The sequence below is a fragment of the Lentzea sp. HUAS TT2 genome, from assembly GCF_051853195.1.
Lineage (GTDB): Bacteria > Actinomycetota > Actinomycetes > Mycobacteriales > Pseudonocardiaceae > Lentzea.
This window is the reverse complement of record NZ_CP196667.1, coordinates 1,008,678-1,031,361: the sequence shown is the minus strand read 5'-3', so window position 1 is coordinate 1,031,361 and position 22,684 is coordinate 1,008,678. Positions and strand designations below refer to the sequence as shown.

The window sequence follows — 22,684 nt, the reverse complement described above, 5'->3', positions numbered from 1 at the left end:
TGACCCTGCTGTGATCTGCGTCCCCCTCGTCCGCTAAGGTCTAGTCCCAGACCATGGACGAGGGGGTTCGCCCTATGGCCGGTAATGACGTCTTCAGCCCACCGGGCAAAGAAGACATTCTGCTTCCACCCATGTTCACGTGGCACGAGCCGTTCGGGTTGCCGTTCGACTTCTCGGTGACCAAACCGCAGGCTCTGCTGGTGTTGTCAGTGGTGATCATCCTGACGTTCTTCCTGGTCACGACCAGGAGCATGAAGCTGATCCCGACCCGCTGGCAGTTCGCCGCCGAATCGGTCTACGACTTCGGCCGCAACACCATCGCCCGTGAGCAGATAGGCGCGAAGGAATTCGCGCCGTACGTGCCGCTGATCGTCAGCATCTTCTGCTTCGTGCTCGTGAACAACGTGTACGGGCTGATTCCGTTCGTGCAGTTCCCGACGTTCACGCACAGCGGTTTTCCGGCGGCCGTCGCGCTGCTGATCATCTTTCCGCTCTACCACTACGTCGGCATCAGGAAGTTCGGGCTCCGGGGTTACCTGCGCAACCAGTTCGTCATTCCGGACGTGCCGAAGCCCGTGCTGTGGGGGCTGCTGATCCCGACCGAGGTCATCCTCAAGTTCTTCTTCGACCCGGTGAACCTCGCGATCCGGGTGTTCGCGGCGATGTTCGCCGGGCACCTGCTGATCCTGGTGTTCACGCTCGGTAGCGAGTTCCTGTTGTTCAACGCGCCGATCTACCTCAAGCCGGTGTCGGTGCTGGGCTTCGCGCTCGCCATCGCGCTGTTCTTCCTGGAGGCGCTGGTGCAGGTGCTGCAGGCCTACATCTTCGCCCTGCTGTCGGCGCACTTCATCGGCCGCGCGCTCGCCGAGCAGCACTGACGCCGTTTGGTCGTTTTCTCGCAGCGGCAGGGATTACAGTGGGTCGGCTCACCGGGGATCTATGGGGGATTCATGAGACGGTTGCTCGCTTTGTTAGGTGTGCTCGCACTGCTGGGGGTCACCCCCGTTGCGGCACAGGCACAGGCTGAACCTCGCGCGCAGGCGGTGGACGAGGGTGACACCTTCGTCCCGATGCCACCGCTGCGGGTGCTGGACACCAGGAACGGCACGGGCACCGGCGGCAAGGTGGAGCCGATCACGAGTGGTGTGCAGCTCGACCTCTCCGCCGCGCTGCCGGCGTCGGCGACCGCGGTGGTGCTGAACCTGACGGGCACGCAGCCGTCGGCTTCCACCTATCTCCGGGTGTCGCCGGTCAACTACAACGTCCCGGACATCTCCAACCTCAACCTCGTCGCGGGTGAGACGCGCGCCAACCAGGTGACCGTCACGGTGCCCGCGGACCGGAAGATCTACCTGTTCAACAACGTCGGCACCGTCCACCTGGTCGCGGACGTCGCGGGCTACTACACCACCGACAGCGCGTCGCGGTTCACCACGACCGCTCCGACCCGGTTGATCGACACTCGCGAAACCACCCCGGTGGGTCCGGCGTCGACGCTGGAGGTGGACTTCTCCAGCGTGGTGCCTGCCTCGGCGACGTCGGTGACGTTCAACCTGACCGGCACCCAGCCGACCTCGACGACCTACGTCACGGCGATCCCGTCCGGCACCGTCCGTCCGGCCGCGTCGAACGTGAACCTGGTCCCCGGCCAGACCTCGCCGAACCTCGTGACCGTCGCGCTCGGCGCCAACCGCCGCGTCACGCTGTACAACAACGCCGGCACCGTCCACCTGATCGTGGACCTGGCCGGCTACTACGCGTCGGACCGCGGGCACCGCTTCTTCCCAGTGGCGCCGGTGCGCGCCTTCGACACCCGCTTCGCGCCGGGCGGTCCGGCGGGTCCGGGGCAGACCAAGACCGTCGAGCTCGCCACCAGGATCGCTCCCACCGCGGCCGCCGCGGTGCTGAACCTGACGGGCGCCGCTCCGACCTCGGTCTCCTTCGTGACCGCGTACGCGAACGGCACGCCCAGGCCGATCACGTCGAACCTGAACCTGACTCCGGGGCGTGACACCGCGAACAGCGCGGTGGTCGCGCTCAACGGCGACGCGCGGATGACGTTGTTCAACAACCTCGGCACGACGGAACTGATCGTCGACGTCGCGGGCTTCTTCGCCACGCCGCCGCCGTGCGTCGTCGACTGTCTGTACGCCTGGGGTGGGTACTACTCCTACTACAGCCCAACGCCTACTCGTCGTCCGTGGCTGTCCGGGATCACCTCGGTGGACGGTCACAACGAGAACGTCCTCGCGCTGAAGTCCGACGGCACCGTGTGGTCCTGGGGCGACAACCAGTTCGGCCAGCTCGGCGCGGGTGGCACCAGCGGCAGGTCGACGGTGCCGCTGCGGGTCGCCGGGCTCACCGGTGTGACCGCGGTGGCCGCCGGCACCTGGGCGGGATACGCGTTGAAGTCCGACGGCACGGTGTGGTCCTGGGGCTGGAACGACGCGGGCCAGCTCGGTACCGGCACCGCTGCCAGTTCGAACGTGCCGGTGCAGGTGTACGGCCTCACCGGCGTGACGGCCATCGCCGGCACCCACCAGAACGGGTACGCGTTGAAGTCCGATGGCACCGTGTGGGCCTGGGGCAACGACGTCTGGAACGGCCGGGGCAATGCCAGCTGTCCTGCCGGGCAGGTCTGCCCGGCAGGAACCCCGCTGCGCGTCGCGGTGCCGCTGCCGGGAACCACCAAGGTCACCGCGATCGCGAGCGGTGGAGGGGAGACCGGCTTCGCGTTGCGCTCCGACGGCACGGTCTGGGCGTGGGGGCGCAACTGGTCCGGCGAGACCGGAACCGGCTCGTCCTACCGGTCGACCGTGAGCGTCTCGCAGGTCGTCGGGTTGACCGGCGCCACGTCGATCGCGGGTGGTGACGAGGTCGGGTACGCCACCACCTCCGACGGCAAGGTGTGGGCCTGGGGCGACGACTACTGGGGGACGCTCGGAATCGGAGGCCTGTGCCCCAACCCCGAGGTCTGCAAGTCCAACGTCCCGGTCGAGGTCCAGGGCCTGACCGGTCCGGTCAAGATCGACAGCGGCGCCGGGACCACGTTCGCCGTCAAGCCGGACGGTTCGGTGTGGGCGTGGGGGCGCAACGCGAACACCGGGAACCTGGGCAACGGCACCACCGACCCGTGCACCGAGTGGCCGTTCACGTCGGGCTGCCGGGCGAGCCGGCCGGTGCAGACCTCGATCAGCGCGGTGCGCGACGTCGCGGCCAGCGGGTTCGGGATGTACGCGGTCGTGCCGAGCTAGTGGTGCGACCCAGAACGCCGGCTGGGTGATTCGCGCTCAGCAGGAAGCCTCATGACACCGCCCCCACGTCCAGTACGAGGACGTGGGGGCGGTGTCATGAGACCGCGCGTCAGGGGCGCTGGCACACCAGGTGCAGCGACTCCTCGGGCATGGCACCGGGGTAGGACGGGGTGAACACCGGACGGCTGCGGCGCACGACGCGCAGCCCGACCTCGGCCAGGTGCGCCTCGAAGTTCTCCTCGGAGAACGACGAGACCTCGATCTCCTGGCCCATCCAGGGCAGAGTGACCTGTTCCACGTCGACGGCGACCGTGGCGAGGAAGAAGTGACCGCCGGGCCGCAGCCAGGTGGAGATCTGGCCGAGGGTCTGGATGATCTCGGCCTGGGTCATCTGCAACAGCGAGAAGACGGCGCAGATGACGTCCCACGAGCCGGGGGGTGACTCGAAGTCGCGGACGTCGATCTTGTGGAACGTGGCGTCGGGGACCTGGGAGGACGCGATGTCGACCATCACGGGCGAGACGTCGAGGCCGGTGACCTTCATGCCCGCCTTGGCGAGCGTCCGCGCGACCGGGACGCCGGTGCCGCAGCCGATGTCCAGCACGCGCGAGCCCGACGGCTGCGTCGCGGCGAACCAGGCGAGAGTGCCGTGCAGTGCGGGCTGGTGCGACCAAGCGCGTTGGTATTCCAGTCCGAGCGTGTCGAAGACCTCGGCCGCGTTCATTCCCCGCCCCTCATTTCGACCCAATCCACCTGAGTGAAGTGTGGAGAACCTCTCTGGACGACCTCTGGATGGCTTCTGGACGAAAACTGACGGTAGGTTGCTGGATGAACGCGGACAGCGACGAAGTGAGACCCAAGGTGCAGAACGAGTTGCGCGTCAGCTTGCTGGGCGCGCTCGCGGCCACGGTGGACGGTGAGGAGCTCACGCTCGGTCCGCCGCGGCAGAGGGCTGTGCTCGCGGTGCTCGCGTTGCGCGCGAACCACGTGGTGTCGCGCAGTGAGCTCATCGACGCCGTGTGGGGCGAAGATCCACCCGCCAGCGCCGACAACGGCATCCACACCTACGTCGCCGGGCTCCGCAGGCTCTTCGAACCCGGCAGGGCGTCACGCGCGCCGAGTGCCGTGCTGCTCTCCACGGACGCTGGATACTTGCTGAGGCTCCCGTCGAGCAGTTCGGACGCCGGCGTTTTCCGCGCGCATCTGGACGAAGCGGGGCGGCTGCGTGCCACACCCGCCGAGGCGATCGCCGCATTCGACGCCGCTCTCGGACTGTGGCGGGGCGTCGCTCTGGACGGCGTGCCTGGGCCGTTCGCCGCGGTGGAACGCGCGCGCCTGGCCGAAATGCGGCTCACGGCCGTGGAGCAGCGTGCCGCGTTGATGCTGACGGTCGGGCGTGAGGCCGAGGTGGCGGCGGAGCTGACGACGCTGGTCAGCGCGCATCCGTTGCGGGAGCGGCTGCACGGCCTGCTGATGTCCGCGCTGTTCCGCGGCGGCAGGCAGGCGGAGGCGCTCGCGGTCTACACGGACCTGCGCCGGCTGCTGATCGAGGAACTGGGCATCGAGCCCGGCCCCGAACTGCGCCACCTGCACGAACAGGTGCTCGTCGGCCGTCATGACCCGCAGCCGGAACCCGCAGCGCCCGTGCTGGTGCCGGTCCAGCTGCCGCACGAGATCCGCGACTTCACCGGCAGGGGCAAGGAGCTCGCGAAGCTCATCGAGGTCGTTCCGCACGACCACTCCCCAGTGCTCGTCGCGATCACCGGCACCGGTGGTGTCGGCAAGACCGCGCTCGCCGTGCGGTTCGCGCACCAGGTGGCAGCGCGGTTCCCGGACGGTCAGCTGCACGTCGACCTGCGCGGGTTCGACTCGTCGGCGCCGCCCGTGCAGCCGGCCGCCGCGTTGCACCAGCTGCTGCAGAGCCTCGGCGTGCCGTCCGAACGCATCCCGGAGGACCTGCCCGCGAAGTCCGCGCTGTACCGCAGTGTCCTTGCGGGCAAACGGGTCTTGGTGCTGCTCGACAACGCGCGGCTGGCCGAGCAGGTCCGTCCGCTGCTGCCGGGCCGGTCGACGTCGATGGTGCTCGTGACGTCCCGCAACCACCTCGGCGGGCTCGTCGCACGCGATGGCGCGCACTCGCTGACGTTGTCGACCCTCACCCGCGACGAGGGCCTGGCCCTGCTGACCTCCGCGGTGGGCGCGGACCGCGTCGCCGCCGAACCCGCCGCCGCCGCGAAGCTCGTCGAACTGTGCGGGCACCTGCCGCTGGCGGTCCGGATCGCGGCCGAACGCGTCGTCACGCGCCCGCACCTCACGCTGGCCGACCTCGCGAGCGACCTCGCCGACGAGCACGACAGGTTGAACGTGCTGGCCACGGGCGACGACGAGGACACGGCGGTGCGCGCCGCCTTCTCGTGGTCGTACCTGGCGCTGAAGCCCGACGCCGCGAGGTTGTTCCGGCTGATCGGCCTGCACCCCGGCGCCGAGATCAGCCTGAACGCCGTGGCGGCGCTCGCGGGCGTGCCGGTGTCGCGGGCGCGGGCGCTGGTGGACGTGCTGGCGGGCGGGCACATGCTGGAGGAGGTCGCGCGCGGCCGGTTCCGGCTGCACGACCTGCTTCGCTTGTACGCCACGGAACTCAGCGCCACCGAGGAGTCGTCCGACGGCCGTGCCGAGGCCGTGCAACGCCTGCTGGGCTGGTACTTCGACACCGCGAACGCCGCCGGCACGGTCATCGCACCGCCGGACCACCCGGCGTTCCTGCTGCCGCCACTGTCCACTCAGGACTTCGCTTCGCACGACGAGGCCTTCACCTGGTGCCGCACGGAGTCCTCGAACCTGCTGGCGGTGGCGCGGCTGGCCGAGGAACACCATTCGCCGACGGCGTGGCAGATCCCGGTGGCGCTGTGGAACTACTTCATCGTGTCGAGCGCCCTGGACGAGTGGACGCGCACGTACCGCGTCGCCGAACGCGCCGCGACCCGTGACGGCGACCAGGCCGCCCGCTCGTGGGCGGTGCACGGCCAGGGACTCTCGGCGTTCCGCGGGCAGCGTTTCGCCGACGCGCTCGAACTCTTCGACCGCGCGCTGGCGATCCGGCGCGACATCGGCGACTCGGCCGGCGCCGCGTGGAGCCTCACGGGCCTGGGCATGGCGTACGGCGGCCTGCGCCAGTTCGACCTCGCCGTCGACAGGTTCGGTGAGGCGCTGCGAGGGCACACCGAGGTCGGCTCGTGGTTCGGCGAGGGCGGCACGAGGTTGTTCCTGAGCGACATCCTGCGGTCGGCCGGCCAGTTCGAGGCGTCGCTGGCGTCGGCACGGAGGGCGTTCGAGCTGATGGACTCGCACGACGCCGTGCACGGCAAGGCGATGGCGCTGGTGGGCATCGGCTGGGCGCAGGCGAAGCTGGGGCAGCGGGTCGAGGCACGTGACTCGTTCCGGCACGCGCTGGCGTTCCTGCGCGTGCTCGGTGATCGCAAGAGTCTCGCGGAGGCGTTGCACGGCCTGGGGGAGACGAGCGCGGGGCAGCCCGACGTGGCGCGGACGCACCTGCTGGAAGCGTTGACGATCTACGAGGACTACGACCACCCGCTCACTCCCGAAGTACGGGCGAGGCTGCACGAGCTCGCCTAGGGGAGATCCCTGATGTGCCCGCGCTGATACGTAGGCAAGCTACATGTCATGCAGAAGCGCGCTCGGACCCTGTTGGTGTGGCTGCACGTCGTCACGTCCGTGGGCTGGCTCAGCCAGGCCGTGGCGCTGCTGGCCCTGGTGCTCTACGGCATGAGGACGGGTGACCTCGCCGCGTTCCGGATGGCGCGCTACCTCGACCACGAGGTTCTGGCGATCATGGCCAACACCAGCGCGTTCAGCGGCTTCATGCTCAGCGCCACGACGCCGTGGGGGTACTTCCGGCACTGGTGGGTGCTCGCGAAGTTCGTGATCACGATCAGCCAGCTCTACATCGGCATCTTCATCCTGAGCGGCAACCTGCAGGAGGCCCTGAACGGGCACGTCACCGCGTGGATGCCGGTCGGCACCGCGCTGATGATCAGCGCGATCGCGTTCCAGGCGTGGCTCAGCGTCGCGAAACCGTGGGGGCGCACGCCGTGGGCCGCCCCGTTGGTCAAGCTGCCCACGGCGAGCACCTTCACCTTCATCGCCGCGCTGATCATCCCGGTGATCGATTTCGCGATCAGCCTGTGGCGGGGCAACCCGATGCCGCTGCTCATGCTGATCACGGTGATCGGTTACTCGATCAGGCGGGCCGCCAGGGCGAGGCGCCGGTCGTCGGGCGCGTCGGGTCGTGGAAGCGCGGCAGGTCCGGCTCGTCGAGACGCAGCGGCACCAAGCCCTCGGTGATCGCGGTCATGATCCGCTCGTGGGCGCGCCGGGCGTCGCCCATCGTCTCGGCGTTGAGGTCCGTCAGCTCGACGGGCTTGCCGAAGTGGACCTTGAACGTCGGCCGTTTGCGCACCGCCCGCAGCCAGGACGTCAGGTACGGCAGGACGTCCTTCCAGCCGTTGACGCTGAGGTTGCCCCAGTACACGGCCTCGTGCGCGCCCCACTGGCTGATCGGGACCACCGGGATGCCGCCGCCCAGCGCCATGCGGGCGACGCCGGTCTTGCCGCGCTCCGGCCACATGCCGGGGTCCAGCGTGATCTTGCCCTCGGGGTAGACGGCGATCGGGTCACCGCCCTTCTGCAACGCCTCGACGGCACGGTGCATCGCCTCGCCGACGTTCGCCGAACGCCGGTCGACGCGCAGGTGACCGCACGCTTTGAGCGCCGGTCCCATGATCGGCGCGTCGAGCAGGCCGCCCGCGAGCATGAACCGCGGGTTCACGCCGATCTTGCGGCAGGCCGCGATGAGCACCATCGGGTCGAGGTTGCCGATGTGGTTCGAGGCGAGCAGCAACGGCTTGCCGATCAGCTCCGGCGGGATGTCGCCCGATACCTCGAGCTTGCCAGTCAGCGCGATCAGGCCCCGGTCGACCACCATGAGCACGCGCCAGAAAAGCGGTGTGGACACGCCGGGCAGCGTACGGCGTGTCGAAACGACACCGTGCACGATCCGGTGAACCATGAGGTTTCGCACGCGTCCCAGTTGCGAACGGGGCTGGTGAGACGCGAGGGACTACCTTATACACATGGCCGGGCGCACAGGGACTTCGAGAAAGACCACGTCACGCGGCAAAGCACCAGCCAAGCCGCGGGCGCGATCCACCGCGTCCAGAAAGCCTGCTCCACGCAAGAAGAGCGGCGGCGCCATCAGCGCCGTGTGGGGTGCTTTGGGTCGTGGCGTCGGCAGTCTCGTGCGCACCGTCAGCCGTACCAAGGACCTCGATCCCGAACACCGTCGTGACGGCCTGGGCCTGCTGCTGATCGCGGTCGCGGTCATCACCGGCGCCGGCGTGTGGTGGCAGGCGGGCGGACCGGTCGGGCAGTGGGTCGACGTCGCCGTCCGCAGCTCCGTCGGGTTCCCGGCGGTGATCGTGCCGGTCGTGCTGCTCGGCATCGGCATCACGCTGATGCGCACCGACCCGTCACCCGACGCGCGGCCACGGCTGATCATCGGCTCGTTGCTGATGATGATCGGCGTGCTCGGCATGTTCCACCTCATCGGCGGCCTGCCGATGGACCCGATCGAACGCCGCACCGCCGGTGGGGCTCTGGGTTATCTGGCCGGCGGGTTCCTCGCGCAGGGGCTGACGCCGTGGGTCGCGGGGCCGCTGCTGTTCCTGATCTTCGGGTACGGCCTGCTGGTCGTGACGCACACGCCGATCCGCCAGGCGCCCGAACGCATCCGCTCGCTGCTGCACCCCGGCACCAAGTCCTCGGACGAGCCCACCGACGAGGAAGAGCCCGTCGAGGAACCGAAGCCGGTCCGCCTGCGCCGCCCGGCCCGCCGTCGTCAGGCCGTCGAGCCGGTCGAGGAGCAGACGCAGGCCGAGCTTCCGCTGGAGGAGCCGGAGGAGCCCGCCCCGAAGCCCGCGCCGAGGGAGAAGAAGGCCGCGGCGCAGACGATGGTCGTGCGCGCGGTCGAGGGCGAGTACCAGCTGCCGCCGCCGGACGTGCTCAAGGACGGCGACGCGCCGAAGACCCGCAGCAAGGCGAACGACCTCATGATCGAGGCGATCTCCGGCGTGCTGGACCAGTTCTCGATCGACGCCCAGGTCACCGGCTTCACCCGCGGCCCGACGGTCACGCGCTACGAGGTCGAGCTCGGCCCCGGCGTGAAGGTCGAGAAGATCACCGCGCTGACCAAGAACATCGCGTACGCCGTGGCGACGGACAACGTCCGCCTGCTGGCCCCGATCCCCGGCAAGTCGGCCGTGGGCATCGAGGTCCCGAACAGCGACCGCGAGATGGTGCGGCTGGGCGACGTGCTGCGCGCGCCCTCCACGGTCAAGGACACGCACCCGATGGTGATCGGCCTCGGCAAGGACATCGAGGGCCACATGGTCACCGCGAACCTGACGAAGATGCCGCACCTCCTGGTCGCGGGCTCCACGGGTTCCGGTAAGTCGTCGTTCGTGAACTCGATGCTGGTCTCGCTGCTCGCGCGCGCGACGCCGGACGAGGTCCGCATGATCCTCATCGACCCGAAGATGGTCGAGCTGACGCCGTACGAGGGCATCCCGCACCTGATCACGCCGATCATCACGCAGCCGAAGAAGGCGGCGGCCGCGCTGGCGTGGCTCGTGGAGGAGATGGAACAGCGCTACCAGGACATGCAGGTCAACCGGGTGCGTCACGTCGACGACTTCAACCGCAAGGTGAAGTCCGGCGAGATCACCGCGCCGCCCGGTTCCGAGCGCGTCTACCGGCCGTACCCGTACATCATGGCGATCGTCGACGAGCTCGCCGACCTGATGATGACCGCACCGCGTGACGTCGAGGACGCGATCGTCCGCATCACGCAGAAGGCCCGCGCGGCCGGCATCCACCTGGTGCTGGCGACGCAGCGCCCGTCCGTCGACGTCGTCACCGGCCTGATCAAGACGAACGTGCCGTCCCGGCTGGCGTTCGCGACGTCGTCCCTGACCGACTCCCGGGTCATCCTGGACCAGCCGGGCGCCGAGAAGCTGATCGGCATGGGCGACGCCCTGTACCTGCCGATGGGCGCCTCGAAGCCGGTGCGCATCCAGGGCGCGTTCGTGGGCGACGAGGAGATCTCGGCGATCGTCGAGTTCACCAAGAACCAGGCGCAGCCGGAGTACACCGACGGCGTCACGGCGCAGAAGGCCGGCGAGAAGAAGGAGATCGACGCCGACATCGGCGACGACCTGGAGCTGCTGGTGCAGGCGACCGAGCTGATCGTCACGTCGCAGTTCGGCTCGACGTCGATGCTGCAGCGCAAGCTGCGCGTCGGGTTCGCGAAGGCGGGGCGCCTCATGGACCTGCTGGAGACCCGCGGCGTCGTCGGGCCGTCCGAGGGCTCGAAGGCACGTGAGGTGCTGATCAAGCCGGACGAGCTCGAGAACGTGGTCTACCTGATGCGTGGAGGCGGCCCCGCCGACGAGGAGGACTAGTTCTGGAGCGCCTTCTCGCCGCGGTCGGGCCAACGCCGGAGAACCGGTGGCCGTCCCAGGTCCTCGCGGATCTGGTTCATCAGGGCACGCCGGAGATCGGCGGTCATGACACCGATGTCGGTGTCGGCCGTCGGTTGTCCCTTCTCCACGGCGGCCGCGATGTCGACCAGTTCCCAGTGGTAGCGCTTGGTGGCCGCGAACACGGCTTCACCGCCGACCAGGTCCAACTGGGTTCGGGCCTCGGTCGCCAGCCGCACGAGGTCGTGGATCTCGCCGGCGTCCGGCTCCGCGCCTGACGAGCTCCGTTGTTTTCCGGCACGCGTCAGGAACTGGGCCAGCTGCAACGTCGCCGTCAGGTAGTCGGCGCCGGCCGTGCGCAGTTCGGTGCGGTCGGCTGTCTGTTGCTGCCACAGGTGGATGCGTCTGGCCTGGAAGAACTGGAGGCCCGCCCCGACCAGCACACCGAGGATGGCTGCGCTGGCGGTGACCACTGCGCTCATGACTCCTGGCATGCACGAATGATCGCGTGCGCTGTCAACCGTTCGGAAGCCACGGGCCGGGAGGACCGCCTTGCCGCGTCCGGCGAGATCAAGGCGGTCGCTCGCGACGAGGGTCCTACTTCAGGCCGGCCTTCTGGATGCTCGTGGCCGTGGAGCTCGCGCTGCCACCGAACTCGCGCACCGCGGCGTAGTACAGGTCGGCCGTGCGCTTGCACGCCCAGTTGGAACCGCACTGCTTGTACATGTCGGACTTGAAGTTGTTGTCGATGCGCAGGCGGTTCGTCTCGTTCCACCGGCCCTGCCGCTTGTAGTTGCGGTAGCCGAAGTCGTGCCGCTCGCAGGTCGGCAGGAACTTGAAGCCGAAGGGGTTGTCCGGCGAGTACGAACAGCCGTCGGACGACCAGTCGAGCTGGCCCGCGTAGGGCTGTTGTGCGCGCAATGTTGTGAACTGGCTGATGGTCTTCGTGTAGAGGTAGTCGTCGGTCACCGCGACGATGTCCACGGCGTGTGCCGGGGCACCCGTGAAGATCAGGGCGATGGATGCGGCGGCACCCACGAAGGCGGAGCGCAGGGTCTTCGTCGACATGGCGAGCTCCTCGGAGTGTGAGCAGGGTCTCGCCAAGTTGTAGCGGGTGATCGACTGTCCTCGGTAGACACGATCTGATGAACGTCAGGTGATCATGTGCCCGCACGCGATCGCGGTGGCCACGCGGAGTTCGCGGGGTAGTCCCAGCGCTTGCAGCATTTCGTTGTCCGCTACTCCGCCGAGCAGATAGCCGCCCAGTTTCCGCTCCGCCAAACGGAGGCAGATGTTCTGCGCCGCGGCACCTGCTTCGATCAAGCCGAAGCGGCCGGCGCGTTCGCCGTACTTCTCGAACGAGTCTTTGTCCGTTAACACCAGGACGATCGTCAGCGGGGGCGCGTCCGGCGTGCCGAGGATCTCCGCCAGGTTCTCCGGTGCCGGGCCGATCTCCTGCAACGCGTGCCGCGCGATGTCGTAGCGGACCGCGCGGCCGGCGAAGAACGCGTAGCAGCGCAACGGGTGCAGTCCGCCGGCCGACGGGTAGCTGTTGTCCGACAGTGCACCCAGGACGGCGCCGAGTTGCTTGTCCGTCAACGGTTTGCCGGCGAACTCCCGCGTGCTCCTGCGTGCCTGGAACAGCTTCTGCAGCCGGTCGTTCTGGCGGGGGAGCGCGACCGGTGCCGCCGGCAGTTCGAGCGGGTCGATCAACGCGGGCCGCGGCCGGAAGTCGCGGAGCCGGTCGCCGAGCCTGCGCTGGTGCAGCGGTGAGAACCGGCTCGCGGCCCAGAAGTCGTAGAACATCGGCGTCACCCCAGCGGATGCGGTGCGGGATTGGGGAACACGCCCGGTGAGGCGTGCGGGTAGCGCCAGTCCAGCTCGCGGGCGCGGCCGCCGAGGTGCGGCCAGCGGTGGTCCGAGTGCAGTGGCGCGAGGTCGGGGGACAGGACGCGGACGCAGTGCAGTCCGACGGCCGACAGTTCCGGCGTGGTCAGCTCGCGGTAGGCGAGCCGGACGTCCGCGCGATCCAGGGCGTGCACCAGTTCGGTCAGTTCCGCCGCTGTGCCAAGGGATTCGGCGTCGCGCGGCGGGTCGGCCTCGAAGCCGCCGAACCACGGCAGCGCGTCCCACTCCTGCGGACGTGTCGCGTAGTAGACGGCGTGCTCGTCGAAGTCGGTGACCTCCTCGACGGGCTTGTCGCCGTTGCGCGCCAGCCACACCTCGATGAACACCGTGCCCTGGACCCATTCCTCGTAGGCCTTCCGGACGGCCTCGGCCGTGGTCGCGCGGCAGGCCAGGCCCAGCGTCGGTCGTGGCCTGCCCGCGATCGGCAGCGAACCCGCGACGGCGACCACCGGGTGCGGGCTGTAGGCGGGCGTGAGATCGAACGCCATCGCGCCGTGCGGCAGGTCGGCGGCGAACCGTTGCGGTGCCAGGGAATGCAGCCAGGTCGTGGTGAACGCGTCGCGCTCGACCAGTTCCTGGACGGCGCGCAGCAGGGCGCTGGTCGTCGACGGACCGGCCGCCAGTCCCGACGAGGTCGCGGGCAGCCCGTACGAGGCGTCCAGGCCGACGAGACCGGTGGGCACGCGGATCGGTTCGTTGCCGGGCAACGTCCACGCCCGCGTGTACGGGGTGTCGACGTATCCCTTGCGGTAGCGGTACTTCGGGGCCACGCGCTGCTCGACCGTGTGCAGGCTGAAGTGTTCCAACGGCCAGCACTCGCCGTCCGTCGCGATCTCCAGCGACGCCCGCGCGGCAGCGTGGCGTTCCAGTGCCTCGGCCACCGCCGCGACCTTCGACGTGCCCCCGGACGTGCCGCCGGTGGCGAACGGCTCCGGCACCGCTGCCCAGCCCTCGACGTCCACATCGGACAGACTGTGCGGCACGGGATGCAGCTGCGACACCACTCCCTGCCGCCAGCCGACCGCGCGTTCGACCAACGCCTCCGCGACCGTCTTCACCGCTTGCCCCGGTAGTGCCGGAAGATCCAGTACCCGAGCCACAACGCCCCGCCGAGGTACAGCGCGCCGACGGCCCACACGACCCCCTCAGCGACAGTGGCGAGCGGCCCCAGCGCGAACAGCACGACGAAAGGCTCGACGCACCACAGCAAGGCCCAGCCGAGCAATCGGACCAGGCTCATCCACGGCTTCGGCGACCGGGCGATGAACCCGGCGGCCGCGGCCCACCCGAGCGCGACGCCGAAGGCCCCGAGCCACCAGCCCCAGTGCAGGTCGAAGACCGCTCCCATCGTGGCGAACGGCAGCACGACGACGAGCAACGGGAAGATCGCGGCGGGCAGGACGAGCGCGCTGCGCGGTTTCTCGAGCTCTTTGGTGTCCTGGTGCAGGGCCGCCGGGATGTGCACGGCTGCACCGACCGAGGAAACCGCACAGCAGCAACAACAACAGCAACAGGTGGGTGTCGCGGCGTTGGCCGCGGCCGCACCCGGTGAGAACTGGTCAGGTAACCGGACTGCCGTCGCGTTCATGGTCCCCCCAAGGAAGTGACACGCGCCCGAACTCGGTCTTCGGGCAGATCTCGCAGTCCGCGGCGGGGAGCACGCTCTCCCGCGTCGTCGTGAACTCGTCGAGGTCGACGGTCACGACCGCGTCCAGCAGCGCCAGCGAGCCGCCGCGGATGTTCTGGATCGCCTGCATGGCGAGGGAGATCGGGAAGTCGTGCCCGAGGGCTCCCGGTCGTGGCGGAGGAGGCGGATCTCCCCACCGCCGCCCCGTCCGCACCGCGAGGCACGCCAGGCAGGCGCCGGCACCGGGCACCACGAAGGGCCCGACGGAGGCGGTGTGGTGATACGCGAGGTCCAGCAACAGGTGCGGAACCTTCGTCTCGCGTGCCACCTCGATCAGGTCGACCAGCGTGCCCGTCGTCCGCACGACCAGCAGCAGGTCAGGATTCTCGTTGTGCGGCAACCGCTCTGCCAGCCCGGCGGGTGCCTCCCCGACGACGCGCGTGCCGACCCCCATCGGTCTCGCGTCGTCGTTCGGCAACCCGGCCGGGCGGAGAGCGCCCAGGGTCCTCAGCTGGGCCACGTGCCGGCGAACCTGTTCCCCCAACAGGCTCTCGTCGACCGTTCGAGCCACTCCCCTCAAAACCGGCTCGAACAGTCCTGCCAGCGCCACGGCCACCGCCCTGGGCAGGTCTGGAATCAGGTACGCGAGATCCGCACCCGCGTACACGACAAGGCCTTCGTCCCTCACCTGCGCGTGCCAGGCGGGATCAGCGACCAAGCTCATCGTCGTCCCCCCTCGCCAGGAAGTTCTCGATCTCCTGCTCGCTCGGCAGATCCCCCGCCGGGTCCATGAGGTTCTCGGCGATCGGCGGCAACGGCTGCTCGGCCCACGCGGGCTGGAAGTCGTCGCTGGGCAGCAACCCGTGCCGTGACGCGAACTCCTCGGCCGCGTCCCGGATCGACTCCCGCAGCGTCCCCACCACCGCGGTCTCCGCCGTGTAGGTCAGCTCGACGAGCAACGCCCGCACGTTCTCGAGCTGGTTCTCGTCACCGGCCTTGCGCGCGAGCTCAGGCCAGAACTGCCGTTCGAACAACCGCACGAAGTCCGCCGCCACCGCGTCGGTCGCCGTGCGCAGGCGCGTGAAGCTGTCCATGACGTCATCGCTGGGCACCCGGAGGCCGGCGAGCCTGCCGCCCGCCTCGAGTGCCCAGCGACGCGCGTGCGGCCAGCCGTACTTCCACCGCACCAAGCCCAACCGCATAGCCCGGAGGAGGAGTCGCGGTTGGACGTCTCCCATCGGAATCAGGTGCTTGATGTCGCGCACCTTGATCCGAACCCAGTCGTCGGGCCCCTCGGCCTCGCTGAAGCCGAGGACCGCGGCGACCGACTCGCCCTTCTCGCGCGCCGAGATCAGTTCGGCGATCGCGGGCAGCGAGAACCCCCGCTGCTGCAACCGCTGGACCAACGTCAACCGCTCGACGTGCGAGGCGTCGTAGTACGCCACGCGTCCCTGCCGTCTCGGCGCGTGCAGCACACCCTTCGTCTGGTACATGCGAATGGTGCTGCTGGGCAGGCCGATCCGGGCAGCGAGCTCGTCGACGGTGAGCGATTCGGGCACGCCTGAGATCCTGCTGCGCGCGGTTCGTTGAGTCAAGACTCTTCGAGTAATTACTCGAAGAGTTACAGCTCCAGGAGCATCCGGCTGTTGCCGAGCGTGTTCGGCTTCACGTAGCTCAGGTCGAGGAACTCGGCGACACCCTCGTCCACCGATCGCATGATCTCCTCGTAGACCTCGGGACTCACCGGTGTGCCCTCGATCTCGACGAAGCCGTGCTTGGTGAAGAACTTGGTCTCGAACGTCAGCACGAAGATGCGCGCGAGCTGCAGCTCCTTGGCGGTGGCGATGAGCTGGGCCACGATCCGGTGACCTACACCCTTGCCCAGCGCCATGGGGGAGACCGCGACACTGCGGATCTCGGCCAGGTCCTCCCACATCACGTGCAGGGCACCGACGCCGAGCAGCTCGCCGTCCTCCTCGGCCACCCAGAACTCCTGGACCGCCTCGTACAGCGTGACCAGCGGTTTGGCCAGCAGAACCTTGCCCGCGTACCCGTCGATCAACGCCTTCATGGCGCGCACGTCACTGGTGCGGGCACGCCGCACGACTACCCCACTGGTCACAACCGTCAAGTATGAGCGGCGCCCCCGACCTGGTGACGTGCGGTGGTCATCGCCGCGAGATCCGCCGTGCGGGTGAGTCTTAGGCTTGTTTGTGCGGTTTACTTGCAGGGAAGCGGCTTTGGAACGTTCTGGAGGGAGTTTAGGCGGTGCTACGCAGTTTTCGGCTGGGAAACCATCGTTCGTTCCGCGACGAGCACGAGCTGTTGCTCATGCCCGCCTACTCGAAGGACCGCGACGTCCTGCCGGTGGCGGCGATCTACGGAGCGAACGCCTCGGGGAAGTCGAACCTTCTCGACGGCCTGAGGTTCATGGCCGACGCGGTGCGCGACTCGTTCGCGGTCTGGATGCCGGAAGGCGGCGTGCCGCGACGTCCGTTCAAGCTGGACGAGTCCGCAGGCAGGCCCTCCGTGTACGTGGTCGAACTGGTCGAATCGGGTGTTCGCTACACCTACGGCTTCGAGGTGGATGACCGCCGCGTCCGGGAGGAATGGCTGTACAGCTACCCGGAGAAGCGGAAGCGAGTCTTGTTCGAACGGTCCGGCGGTGACATCAAGCTCGGCACCACAGTCACCGAAGGCGCGGGCAAGGGGGAAGTGCTCAAGGGGCTCCTCAGGCCTAACTCGTTGTTCCTCAGCCTTGGCGCCCAGTCCGGACTCGACGCCGTGCTTCCAGTGCAGCGGTGGTTCGCGAACAGGCTCGTGTTCCGGGACGGGGAACGCTCCACGTTCGATCACGCCACGATCGCGCGCTTTCTGGCTGGCTCCGACGGGCTGACCGAGCAGTTCGTCAGCCTGCTGAAGATTGCGGATCTCGGCATCACTGGCATCGAGTACAACCTCACGCCAATGCCTGATGACGAGGAGGTCTCAGCCGTGGCGCGCGGGTTGAGAACCGACTACTCGATCGAGCAGGTCCGCGAGATGTTGGAAAGTGTCCTTCGAAATAGAGACCGCGTGCGGCTCACTCACGGACCGAAGAACCGCGCGTTCGACATCGGCGAGGAGTCGGCAGGAACGCTGTCGTGGCTGATGCTGCTGCCCACGGTGCTCGGCATGCTCCGGGACGGCGGCGTGCTCGCCATCGACGAGATCGACGCGAGCCTGCACCCACGCGTCACTGCCGCTCTGGTCGGTCTGTTCCGCAGCGCGAAGGCCAACGTGGGTGGTGCACAGCTCGTGTTCACCACCCACGATGCGAGCCTGCTCAGCCCGGTGCTGGGCGACGAGGTGCTAACCCGTGAAGACGTCTGGTTCGTGGACAAGAATTTCGATGGTGCATCTGATCTATACCCTTTGACCGATTTCAAGCCGCGCAAGGAAGGCGAGAACCTGGAGCGTCGCTACCTCGGTGGCAGCTACGGAGCAGTTCCCGACGTACAGGCAGAGACCTTCGTGTCCGCACTTCTACGAGGTGTCGATGGCGCGGCGTGAGAACTCATCTCATCGTCGACGCACACCATCGCGGGTTTCGGCCAGCCGTGTGCTCGTCGTGTGCTGTGGGCAGACCGAGCAGGCCTACTTTGACGGGTTGAAGAGGCTGTCGAAGCCTGTGACCGTGAAACCGGTGGTCAAAGTCGGGTCCCCCGCGCAGCTCGTCAGGTACGCGGCGAAGATGCGTGAGAACGATCGCGGTGGGTTCGACGAGTACTGGTGTGTCGTGGACGTCGATGACTTCGACATCGGCGAAGCGATCGTCGAAGCAGGGGCGACCGGGATCTCACTGGCCGTGTCGAATCCCTGTTTCGAGGTCTGGCTGATCCTTCACTTCGTGGACTGTGCGGCCGGCCTCTCCAGCCCGAAGGCCGCTGCCGAGAAGCTGCGCAGACATCTGCCTGGCTACACGAAGGGGATGCTCGACTTCGCCGTGCTCGCAGAGCGCGTCGACAAGGCGGTCGAGAGGGCCAAATCGCTGGGCGCGGGCAACCCTTCGAGTGATGTGTGGCGGCTGGTCGAGGTCGTTCGGAAGCACTGAATTCAAGGTCTGACACCCGACCCGGTTACTCTGAGCGCCGTGTCTTCTCCCACCACTCCGCGACGCGTGTCGCTGCTGACCCTGGGCTGTGCCCGCAACGAGGTCGACTCCGAAGAACTCGCCGGGCGCCTCGGCGAAGGCGGCTGGGAGCTGGTGGACGAGGGCGCGGACGTCGTCGTCGTCAACACGTGCGGCTTCGTCGAGCAGGCGAAGAAGGACTCGGTCGACACGCTGCTCGCCGCGTCCGACACCGGCGCCAAGGTCGTCGCGGTCGGGTGCATGGCGGAGCGGTACGGCAAGGAGCTCGCGGACAGCCTCCCCGAGGCGGCCGCGGTCCTGGGCTTCGACCAGTACAACGACCTGGCCGAGCGGCTGCAGGACGTGCTGCACGGCAAGCCCGTCGAGTCGCACGTGCCGGTCGACCGCCGCACACTGCTGCCCATCACGCCCGTGCAGCGCCAGGAAGCCAGCAAGGACGTCCAGGTGCCCGGCCACGGCTGGGGGCCCACCAAGGTCCAGCGGCGCAGGCTCGACGACGCCCCCGTGGCGCCGTTGAAGATCGCGTCCGGCTGTGACCGGCGGTGCAGCTTCTGCGCCATCCCGAGCTTCCGCGGCGCGTTCGTGTCGCGGCACCCCGACGAGATCGTGGCCGAGGCCATGTGGCTCGCCGAGAACGGCGTCAAGGAGCTGTTCCTCGTCAGCGAGAACTCGACGAGCTACGGCAAGGACCTGCCGCGTGAGCAGGGCGCCCTCGAACAGCTCCTTCCGCGCCTGGCGAGCATCCCGGGCGTCGAGCGGGTGCGCGTGAGCTACCTGCAGCCGGCCGAGACCAAGCCGAGCCTCGTCGCGGCCATCGCGAAGACCGACAAGGTCGCGAACTACTTCGACATGTCGTTCCAGCACTCCAGCGAGAACGTGCTGCGCCGCATGCGCCGGTTCGGCGACACCGACAGCTTCCTCAAGCTCGTGTGGCAGATCCGCGAGCACGCGCCCGAGGCCGGCATCCGCAGCAACTTCATCGTGGGCTTCCCCGGTGAGACCGAGCACGACCTGCAGGAACTGGAGCGGTTCCTGACCGAGGCGCGCCTCGACGCGGTCGGCATCTTCGGGTACTCCGACGAGGACGGCACCGAGGCCGAGGGGCTCGAGGGCAAGCTCGACGCGGACACCGTCGCGGAACGCGTGCAGCGGATCGGCAACCTCGTGGAGGAGCTGACGAGCCAGCGCGCGGAGGACCGCGTGGGCACCGAGGTCACCGTGCTGATCGAGACCGAGGAAGACGACGAGAACGACTGCGTCGGCCGGGCCGAGCACCAGGCGCCCGAGGTCGACGGCGAGTGCATCGTGCTCGAGGCCGAGGGGCTCAAGCGCGGCGACTTCGTGCGCTGCCGCGTGGTCGACTCCGAGGGTGTGGACCTGATCGTAGAGGTGCTTCCGACATGACGGAGGCCCGGAAGGTCCCGCTGCTCAACGTCGCGAACATCCTCACGATGGCGCGGCTGGCGCTCGTTCCGGTCTTCCTGTTCTCCCTGTTCGAAGCGGGCGGCTTCGACACGACGTGGCGCCTCATCGCGTTCGGGATCTTCGCGGTCGCGAGCTTCACCGACCACATCGACGGCACGCTCGCCCGCAAGCACGGCCTCATCACCGACTTCGGCAAGATCGCCGACCCGATCGCGGACAAGGCGCTGACCGGGTCCGCGCTGGTGGGCCTGAGCATCCTCGACGTGCTGCCGTGGTGGATCACGATCACCATCGCGGTGCGCGAGGTCGGCATCACGCTGCTGCGGTTCTGGGTGATCCGCTACGGCGTCATCCCCGCGAGCCGCGGCGGCAAGGCCAAGACGCTCGCCCAGGTCATCGCGATCGGGCTGTTCGTGCTCCCGCAGAACGACGTGCTGCAGCTGATCGCGTGGGTGATCATGGCCGTTGCGCTGGTCCTCACCATCGTCACGGGAATCGACTACGTCATCCGGGCGTTCAAGCTGAAGGCAAGAGCAGGCCGGGCCGTGCTGTGACGGACGTCGTCGGACTGCTCAAGGCGAAGAACCAGACCGTCGCCACGGCCGAGTCGCTGACCGCGGGTCTGCTGTGCGCGACGATCGTCGACACACCGGGGGCGAGTGCCGTGGTCCGCGGTGGGTTGATCGTCTACGCCACCGAGCTCAAACACGAGCTCGCGGGCGTGGACCAGCGGTTGCTCGACGAGCACGGTGCGGTGCACCCCGACGTCGCGATCCAACTGGCCGAAGGCGCCCGCAAAAGGTGCAAATCGGACTGGGGAATCGGGCTCACGGGGGTCGCCGGACCTGATCCGCAGGACGGAGTGGCGCCAGGAACGGTCCACATCGGCTTGAGCGGGCCTGGAGTGTCCACAGTGCGGACAATCACGGTGAGTGGCGACCGCGCAGCGGTGCGTTCCACCGCCGTCGAAAAAGCCCTGGTCCTGCTCTCGGATTACCTGCTGGTGACCGGAGACGGGAACAAATGATGACTCCGCGTTCGTTCGCCCTTGGCGGACGTGTTCGGAAGTCAGTGCCCGTTGTCGGTGTCGATCGGTAACGTAGGGACACGGCCGGCCGGAAGGAGGCGCGCGATGCCAGTGCTGCTACGCGAGGCGATCGGTGATCGGCTTCGCCATGCCCGCACCAATCAACGCCGCACGCTGCGCGAGGTCTCTCGGACCGCCCGCGTGAGCCTGGGGTACCTGTCCGAGGTGGAGCGCGGCCGCAAAGAGGCGTCCAGCGAGCTCCTCGCGGCCATCTGTGACGCTTTAGAGCTGCCTCTGTCCGAGTTGCTGCACCACGTCGCCTCCGACATCGGCGCCGTCCAGCAGACGCCGGACACGGTGCCCGACACCGTCCCGGACGGACGAACGGATCGAGGCAAGCTGGAAGGTGGCCGGGTGCTGCCGTCCACGCTGTCGGACGACCTGTCCGACCTGCGCCTGCAGCCCATGCTCACCCACAGGCTCACGAGCAAGATCGGCGAGAGTCCCAAAGCAGTCGTCGCAGCCTGATCCCCATGTCATCCGACCCCGCTTGCCCCGATGGCGAGCGGGGTCGCCTGCATTCGGGTGACATGTCACCGACTGTGGCCCCCGCCACGTGACGGTGTGCAACAAGATTGCCTCTTCGGACGTTCAACTGACAACGACGGCAGCGTGCTGGGCGGCAGGCAACGGCTTGGCATCGGCACGCTGGGTCACCGCGTCTCCAGGCGCGGGTGAGGGCAGGATTGGCACGTCGTCAGACGTGTTCTCCTAAGTCCCGGGGTGGGTCAGGGTGTTCCCGGATATCTCCCCGTGTCGGTGGATACGCCGACGCACAATTGAGACGATGGATCCAACACCGGCACCGAGAAGGCAGGCGTAGGAGATGGCCAGTCCGTTCGTGAAGTTCTGGAAGTACCTGATGGCGTCGTTCTCGTCGAAGATCGACGAGCACGCTGACCCGAAGGTGCAGATCCAGCAGGCCATCGAGGAGGCGCAGCGGCAGCACCAGGCCCTCTCGCAGCAGGCTGCGGCCGTCATCGGCAACCAGCGCCAGCTGGAGATGAAGCTGAACCGCCAGCTGGGCGACGTGGAGAAGCTGCAGGCCTCCGCCCGTCAGGCCCTCGTGCTCGCCGACGAGGCGCGCGCGAAGGGCGACGAGCAGAAGGCGACCCAGTTCGAGAACGCCGCGCAGAGCTTCGCCACCCAGCTCGTCACCGCAGAGCAGGGCATCGAAGACCTGAAGACGTTGCACGACCAGTCGCTGCAGGCGGCCGCGCAGGCCAAGCAGGCGGTCGAGCGCAACGCGATGATGCTGCAGCAGAGGCTGGCAGAGCGCACCAAGCTCCTCAGCCAGCTGGAGCAGGCCAAGATGCAGGAGCAGGTCTCCGCGTCGCTGAACCAGATGAGCGAGCTCGCCGCGCCGGGCAACGTGCCGTCGCTGGAAGAGGTTCGCGACAAGATCGAGAAGCGCTACTCGACCGCGCTCGGGTCCGCTGAGCTCGCCCAGAACTCGGTGCAGGGCCGGATGATGGAGGTCCAGGCCTCGACCACCCAGCTCGCCGGTTCGTCGCGTCTCGAGCAGATCCGCGCGTCCATGCACGGCGGTCAGGCGACCACGCCGCAGCAGGTGACCGCGGGCAACAGCGCCGCGGCGCAGATCCAGGCCGAGATCGCGCAGCGCGTCCAGTCAGAGCAGAAGACCACGCAGCAGCAGGTCCCGCCGGCTCAGAACTGAGCGGGACTCGAAGGAGCCAG

General features: G+C 68.4%; 22 protein-coding genes. 12 read left to right on the top strand and 10 right to left on the bottom strand.

From position 1 onward, the window contains the following. Positions 1–74: 74 nt before the first annotated feature. The gene (gene atpB, locus ACSHWB_RS05170; RefSeq protein ID WP_439660942.1) at positions 75–878 is read left to right on the top strand and encodes a F0F1 ATP synthase subunit A; all 804 of its coding nucleotides are present in this window, start codon (positions 75–77) and stop codon (positions 876–878) included. Positions 879–950: 72 nt separating this feature from the next. Further along, a complete protein-coding gene (locus tag ACSHWB_RS05165) occupies positions 951–3,254 on the top strand; it encodes an RCC1 domain-containing protein (RefSeq protein ID WP_439660941.1) in 2,304 nt (767 codons plus the stop codon). A gap of 109 nt (positions 3,255–3,363) precedes the next feature. Here ACSHWB_RS05165 and ACSHWB_RS05160 read toward each other — a convergent pair whose 3' ends face one another. Then, positions 3,364–3,978, bottom strand: a complete 615-nt coding sequence (locus ACSHWB_RS05160) for a class I SAM-dependent methyltransferase (RefSeq protein WP_439660940.1) — start codon at positions 3,976–3,978, stop codon at positions 3,364–3,366. 104 nt (positions 3,979–4,082) lie between these two features. Here ACSHWB_RS05160 and ACSHWB_RS05155 point away from each other — a divergent pair, with 104 nt between their 5' ends. Next, positions 4,083–6,887 (top strand): BTAD domain-containing putative transcriptional regulator, encoded by a 2,805-nt coding sequence (locus ACSHWB_RS05155; protein WP_439660939.1) that lies wholly within the window; start codon positions 4,083–4,085, stop codon positions 6,885–6,887. A gap of 48 nt (positions 6,888–6,935) precedes the next feature. Then, a complete protein-coding gene (locus ACSHWB_RS05150; RefSeq protein WP_439660938.1) occupies positions 6,936–7,616 on the top strand; it encodes a hypothetical protein in 681 nt (226 codons plus the stop codon). Here the strand turns inward: ACSHWB_RS05150 and ACSHWB_RS05145 are convergent. Further along, complete coding sequence (locus ACSHWB_RS05145; protein ID WP_439664520.1) at positions 7,513–8,340, bottom strand: lysophospholipid acyltransferase family protein; 828 nt, start codon at positions 8,338–8,340, stop codon at positions 7,513–7,515. The genes ACSHWB_RS05150 and ACSHWB_RS05145 overlap by 104 nt on opposite strands. A gap of 64 nt (positions 8,341–8,404) precedes the next feature. Here ACSHWB_RS05145 and ACSHWB_RS05140 point away from each other — a divergent pair, with 64 nt between their 5' ends. After that, positions 8,405–10,789 carry a DNA translocase FtsK 4TM domain-containing protein gene (locus ACSHWB_RS05140; protein ID WP_439660937.1) on the top strand — a complete coding sequence of 795 codons (2,385 nt, stop codon included), beginning with the start codon at positions 8,405–8,407 and terminating at the stop codon, positions 10,787–10,789. Here the strand turns inward: ACSHWB_RS05140 and ACSHWB_RS05135 are convergent. The 8 genes from ACSHWB_RS05135 to ACSHWB_RS05100 all read right to left on the bottom strand — a co-directional run bounded on the left by ACSHWB_RS05135 (position 10,786) and on the right by ACSHWB_RS05100 (position 16,464). Continuing rightward, positions 10,786–11,289, bottom strand: coding sequence for a hypothetical protein (locus ACSHWB_RS05135; protein WP_439660936.1), 504 nt, complete (start codon positions 11,287–11,289; stop codon positions 10,786–10,788). The two genes, ACSHWB_RS05140 and ACSHWB_RS05135, sit on opposite strands and share 4 nt — an antisense overlap. A gap of 115 nt (positions 11,290–11,404) precedes the next feature. After that, positions 11,405–11,875, bottom strand: a complete 471-nt coding sequence (locus ACSHWB_RS05130; protein ID WP_439660935.1) for a phospholipase — start codon at positions 11,873–11,875, stop codon at positions 11,405–11,407. 84 nt (positions 11,876–11,959) lie between these two features. Next, positions 11,960–12,613 carry a nitroreductase family protein gene (locus ACSHWB_RS05125; protein ID WP_439660934.1) on the bottom strand — a complete coding sequence of 218 codons (654 nt, stop codon included), beginning with the start codon at positions 12,611–12,613 and terminating at the stop codon, positions 11,960–11,962. Positions 12,614–12,618: 5 nt separating this feature from the next. Further along, complete coding sequence (locus tag ACSHWB_RS05120; protein ID WP_439660933.1) at positions 12,619–13,773, bottom strand: YcaO-like family protein; 1,155 nt, start codon at positions 13,771–13,773, stop codon at positions 12,619–12,621. Further along, on the bottom strand, positions 13,770–14,180 hold the full coding sequence (locus ACSHWB_RS05115; protein WP_439660932.1) for a hypothetical protein: 411 nt from the start codon (positions 14,178–14,180) through the stop codon (positions 13,770–13,772). The genes ACSHWB_RS05120 and ACSHWB_RS05115 overlap by 4 nt, the downstream gene beginning before the upstream one ends. Before the next feature lie 94 nt (positions 14,181–14,274). Continuing rightward, positions 14,275–15,066, bottom strand: a complete 792-nt coding sequence (locus ACSHWB_RS05110; protein WP_439660931.1) for a hypothetical protein — start codon at positions 15,064–15,066, stop codon at positions 14,275–14,277. Further along, entirely contained in the window at positions 15,050–15,901 is an 852-nt protein-coding gene (locus ACSHWB_RS05105; protein ID WP_439660930.1) for a MerR family transcriptional regulator, read from the bottom strand. The genes ACSHWB_RS05110 and ACSHWB_RS05105 overlap by 17 nt, the downstream gene beginning before the upstream one ends. 62 nt (positions 15,902–15,963) lie before the next feature. Next, a complete protein-coding gene (locus tag ACSHWB_RS05100) occupies positions 15,964–16,464 on the bottom strand; it encodes an amino-acid N-acetyltransferase (RefSeq protein WP_439660929.1) in 501 nt (166 codons plus the stop codon). 209 nt (positions 16,465–16,673) lie between these two features. Between ACSHWB_RS05100 and ACSHWB_RS05095 the strand changes: the two genes are divergently transcribed. The 7 genes from ACSHWB_RS05095 to ACSHWB_RS05065 all read left to right on the top strand — a co-directional run bounded on the left by ACSHWB_RS05095 (position 16,674) and on the right by ACSHWB_RS05065 (position 22,664). Next, on the top strand, positions 16,674–17,894 hold the full coding sequence (locus ACSHWB_RS05095; protein ID WP_439660928.1) for an AAA family ATPase: 1,221 nt from the start codon (positions 16,674–16,676) through the stop codon (positions 17,892–17,894). 49 nt (positions 17,895–17,943) lie between these two features. Continuing rightward, positions 17,944–18,435 (top strand): RloB family protein, encoded by a 492-nt coding sequence (locus ACSHWB_RS05090; protein ID WP_439660927.1) that lies wholly within the window; start codon positions 17,944–17,946, stop codon positions 18,433–18,435. A gap of 39 nt (positions 18,436–18,474) precedes the next feature. Beyond that, entirely contained in the window at positions 18,475–19,878 is a 1,404-nt protein-coding gene (gene rimO / locus ACSHWB_RS05085) for a 30S ribosomal protein S12 methylthiotransferase RimO (protein WP_439660926.1), read from the top strand. Then, on the top strand, positions 19,875–20,453 hold the full coding sequence (pgsA, locus tag ACSHWB_RS05080) for a CDP-diacylglycerol--glycerol-3-phosphate 3-phosphatidyltransferase (protein ID WP_439660925.1): 579 nt from the start codon (positions 19,875–19,877) through the stop codon (positions 20,451–20,453). The genes rimO and pgsA overlap by 4 nt, the downstream gene beginning before the upstream one ends. Beyond that, positions 20,450–20,926 (top strand): CinA family protein, encoded by a 477-nt coding sequence (locus tag ACSHWB_RS05075; protein ID WP_439660924.1) that lies wholly within the window; start codon positions 20,450–20,452, stop codon positions 20,924–20,926. The genes pgsA and ACSHWB_RS05075 overlap by 4 nt, the downstream gene beginning before the upstream one ends. A gap of 105 nt (positions 20,927–21,031) precedes the next feature. Beyond that, entirely contained in the window at positions 21,032–21,454 is a 423-nt protein-coding gene (locus ACSHWB_RS05070) for a helix-turn-helix domain-containing protein (protein WP_439660923.1), read from the top strand. 358 nt (positions 21,455–21,812) lie between these two features. Next, positions 21,813–22,664 carry a PspA/IM30 family protein gene (locus ACSHWB_RS05065; protein WP_439660922.1) on the top strand — a complete coding sequence of 284 codons (852 nt, stop codon included), beginning with the start codon at positions 21,813–21,815 and terminating at the stop codon, positions 22,662–22,664. The last annotated feature ends 20 nt before the right edge of the window (positions 22,665–22,684 follow it).

What these genes read in the sequence shown, in the direction of transcription:
- atpB (WP_439660942.1), top strand. Translation starts at nt 75, where the DNA reads ATGGCCGGTAATGACGTCTTCAGCCCACCGGGCAAAGAAGACATTCTG.
- ACSHWB_RS05165 (WP_439660941.1), top strand. Translation starts at nt 951, where the DNA reads ATGAGACGGTTGCTCGCTTTGTTAGGTGTGCTCGCACTGCTGGGGGTC.
- ACSHWB_RS05160 (WP_439660940.1), bottom strand. Translation starts at nt 3,978, where the DNA reads ATGAACGCGGCCGAGGTCTTCGACACGCTCGGACTGGAATACCAACGC.
- ACSHWB_RS05155 (WP_439660939.1), top strand. Translation starts at nt 4,083, where the DNA reads ATGAACGCGGACAGCGACGAAGTGAGACCCAAGGTGCAGAACGAGTTG.
- ACSHWB_RS05150 (WP_439660938.1), top strand. Translation starts at nt 6,936, where the DNA reads ATGCAGAAGCGCGCTCGGACCCTGTTGGTGTGGCTGCACGTCGTCACG.
- ACSHWB_RS05145 (WP_439664520.1), bottom strand. Translation starts at nt 8,340, where the DNA reads ATGGTTCACCGGATCGTGCACGGTGTCGTTTCGACACGCCGTACGCTG.
- ACSHWB_RS05140 (WP_439660937.1), top strand. Translation starts at nt 8,405, where the DNA reads ATGGCCGGGCGCACAGGGACTTCGAGAAAGACCACGTCACGCGGCAAA.
- ACSHWB_RS05135 (WP_439660936.1), bottom strand. Translation starts at nt 11,289, where the DNA reads ATGAGCGCAGTGGTCACCGCCAGCGCAGCCATCCTCGGTGTGCTGGTC.
- ACSHWB_RS05130 (WP_439660935.1), bottom strand. Translation starts at nt 11,875, where the DNA reads ATGTCGACGAAGACCCTGCGCTCCGCCTTCGTGGGTGCCGCCGCATCC.
- ACSHWB_RS05125 (WP_439660934.1), bottom strand. Translation starts at nt 12,613, where the DNA reads ATGTTCTACGACTTCTGGGCCGCGAGCCGGTTCTCACCGCTGCACCAG.
- ACSHWB_RS05110 (WP_439660931.1), bottom strand. Translation starts at nt 15,066, where the DNA reads ATGAGCTTGGTCGCTGATCCCGCCTGGCACGCGCAGGTGAGGGACGAA.
- ACSHWB_RS05095 (WP_439660928.1), top strand. Translation starts at nt 16,674, where the DNA reads ATGCCCGCCTACTCGAAGGACCGCGACGTCCTGCCGGTGGCGGCGATC.
- pgsA (WP_439660925.1), top strand. Translation starts at nt 19,875, where the DNA reads ATGACGGAGGCCCGGAAGGTCCCGCTGCTCAACGTCGCGAACATCCTC.
- ACSHWB_RS05070 (WP_439660923.1), top strand. Translation starts at nt 21,032, where the DNA reads ATGCCAGTGCTGCTACGCGAGGCGATCGGTGATCGGCTTCGCCATGCC.
- ACSHWB_RS05065 (WP_439660922.1), top strand. Translation starts at nt 21,813, where the DNA reads ATGGCCAGTCCGTTCGTGAAGTTCTGGAAGTACCTGATGGCGTCGTTC.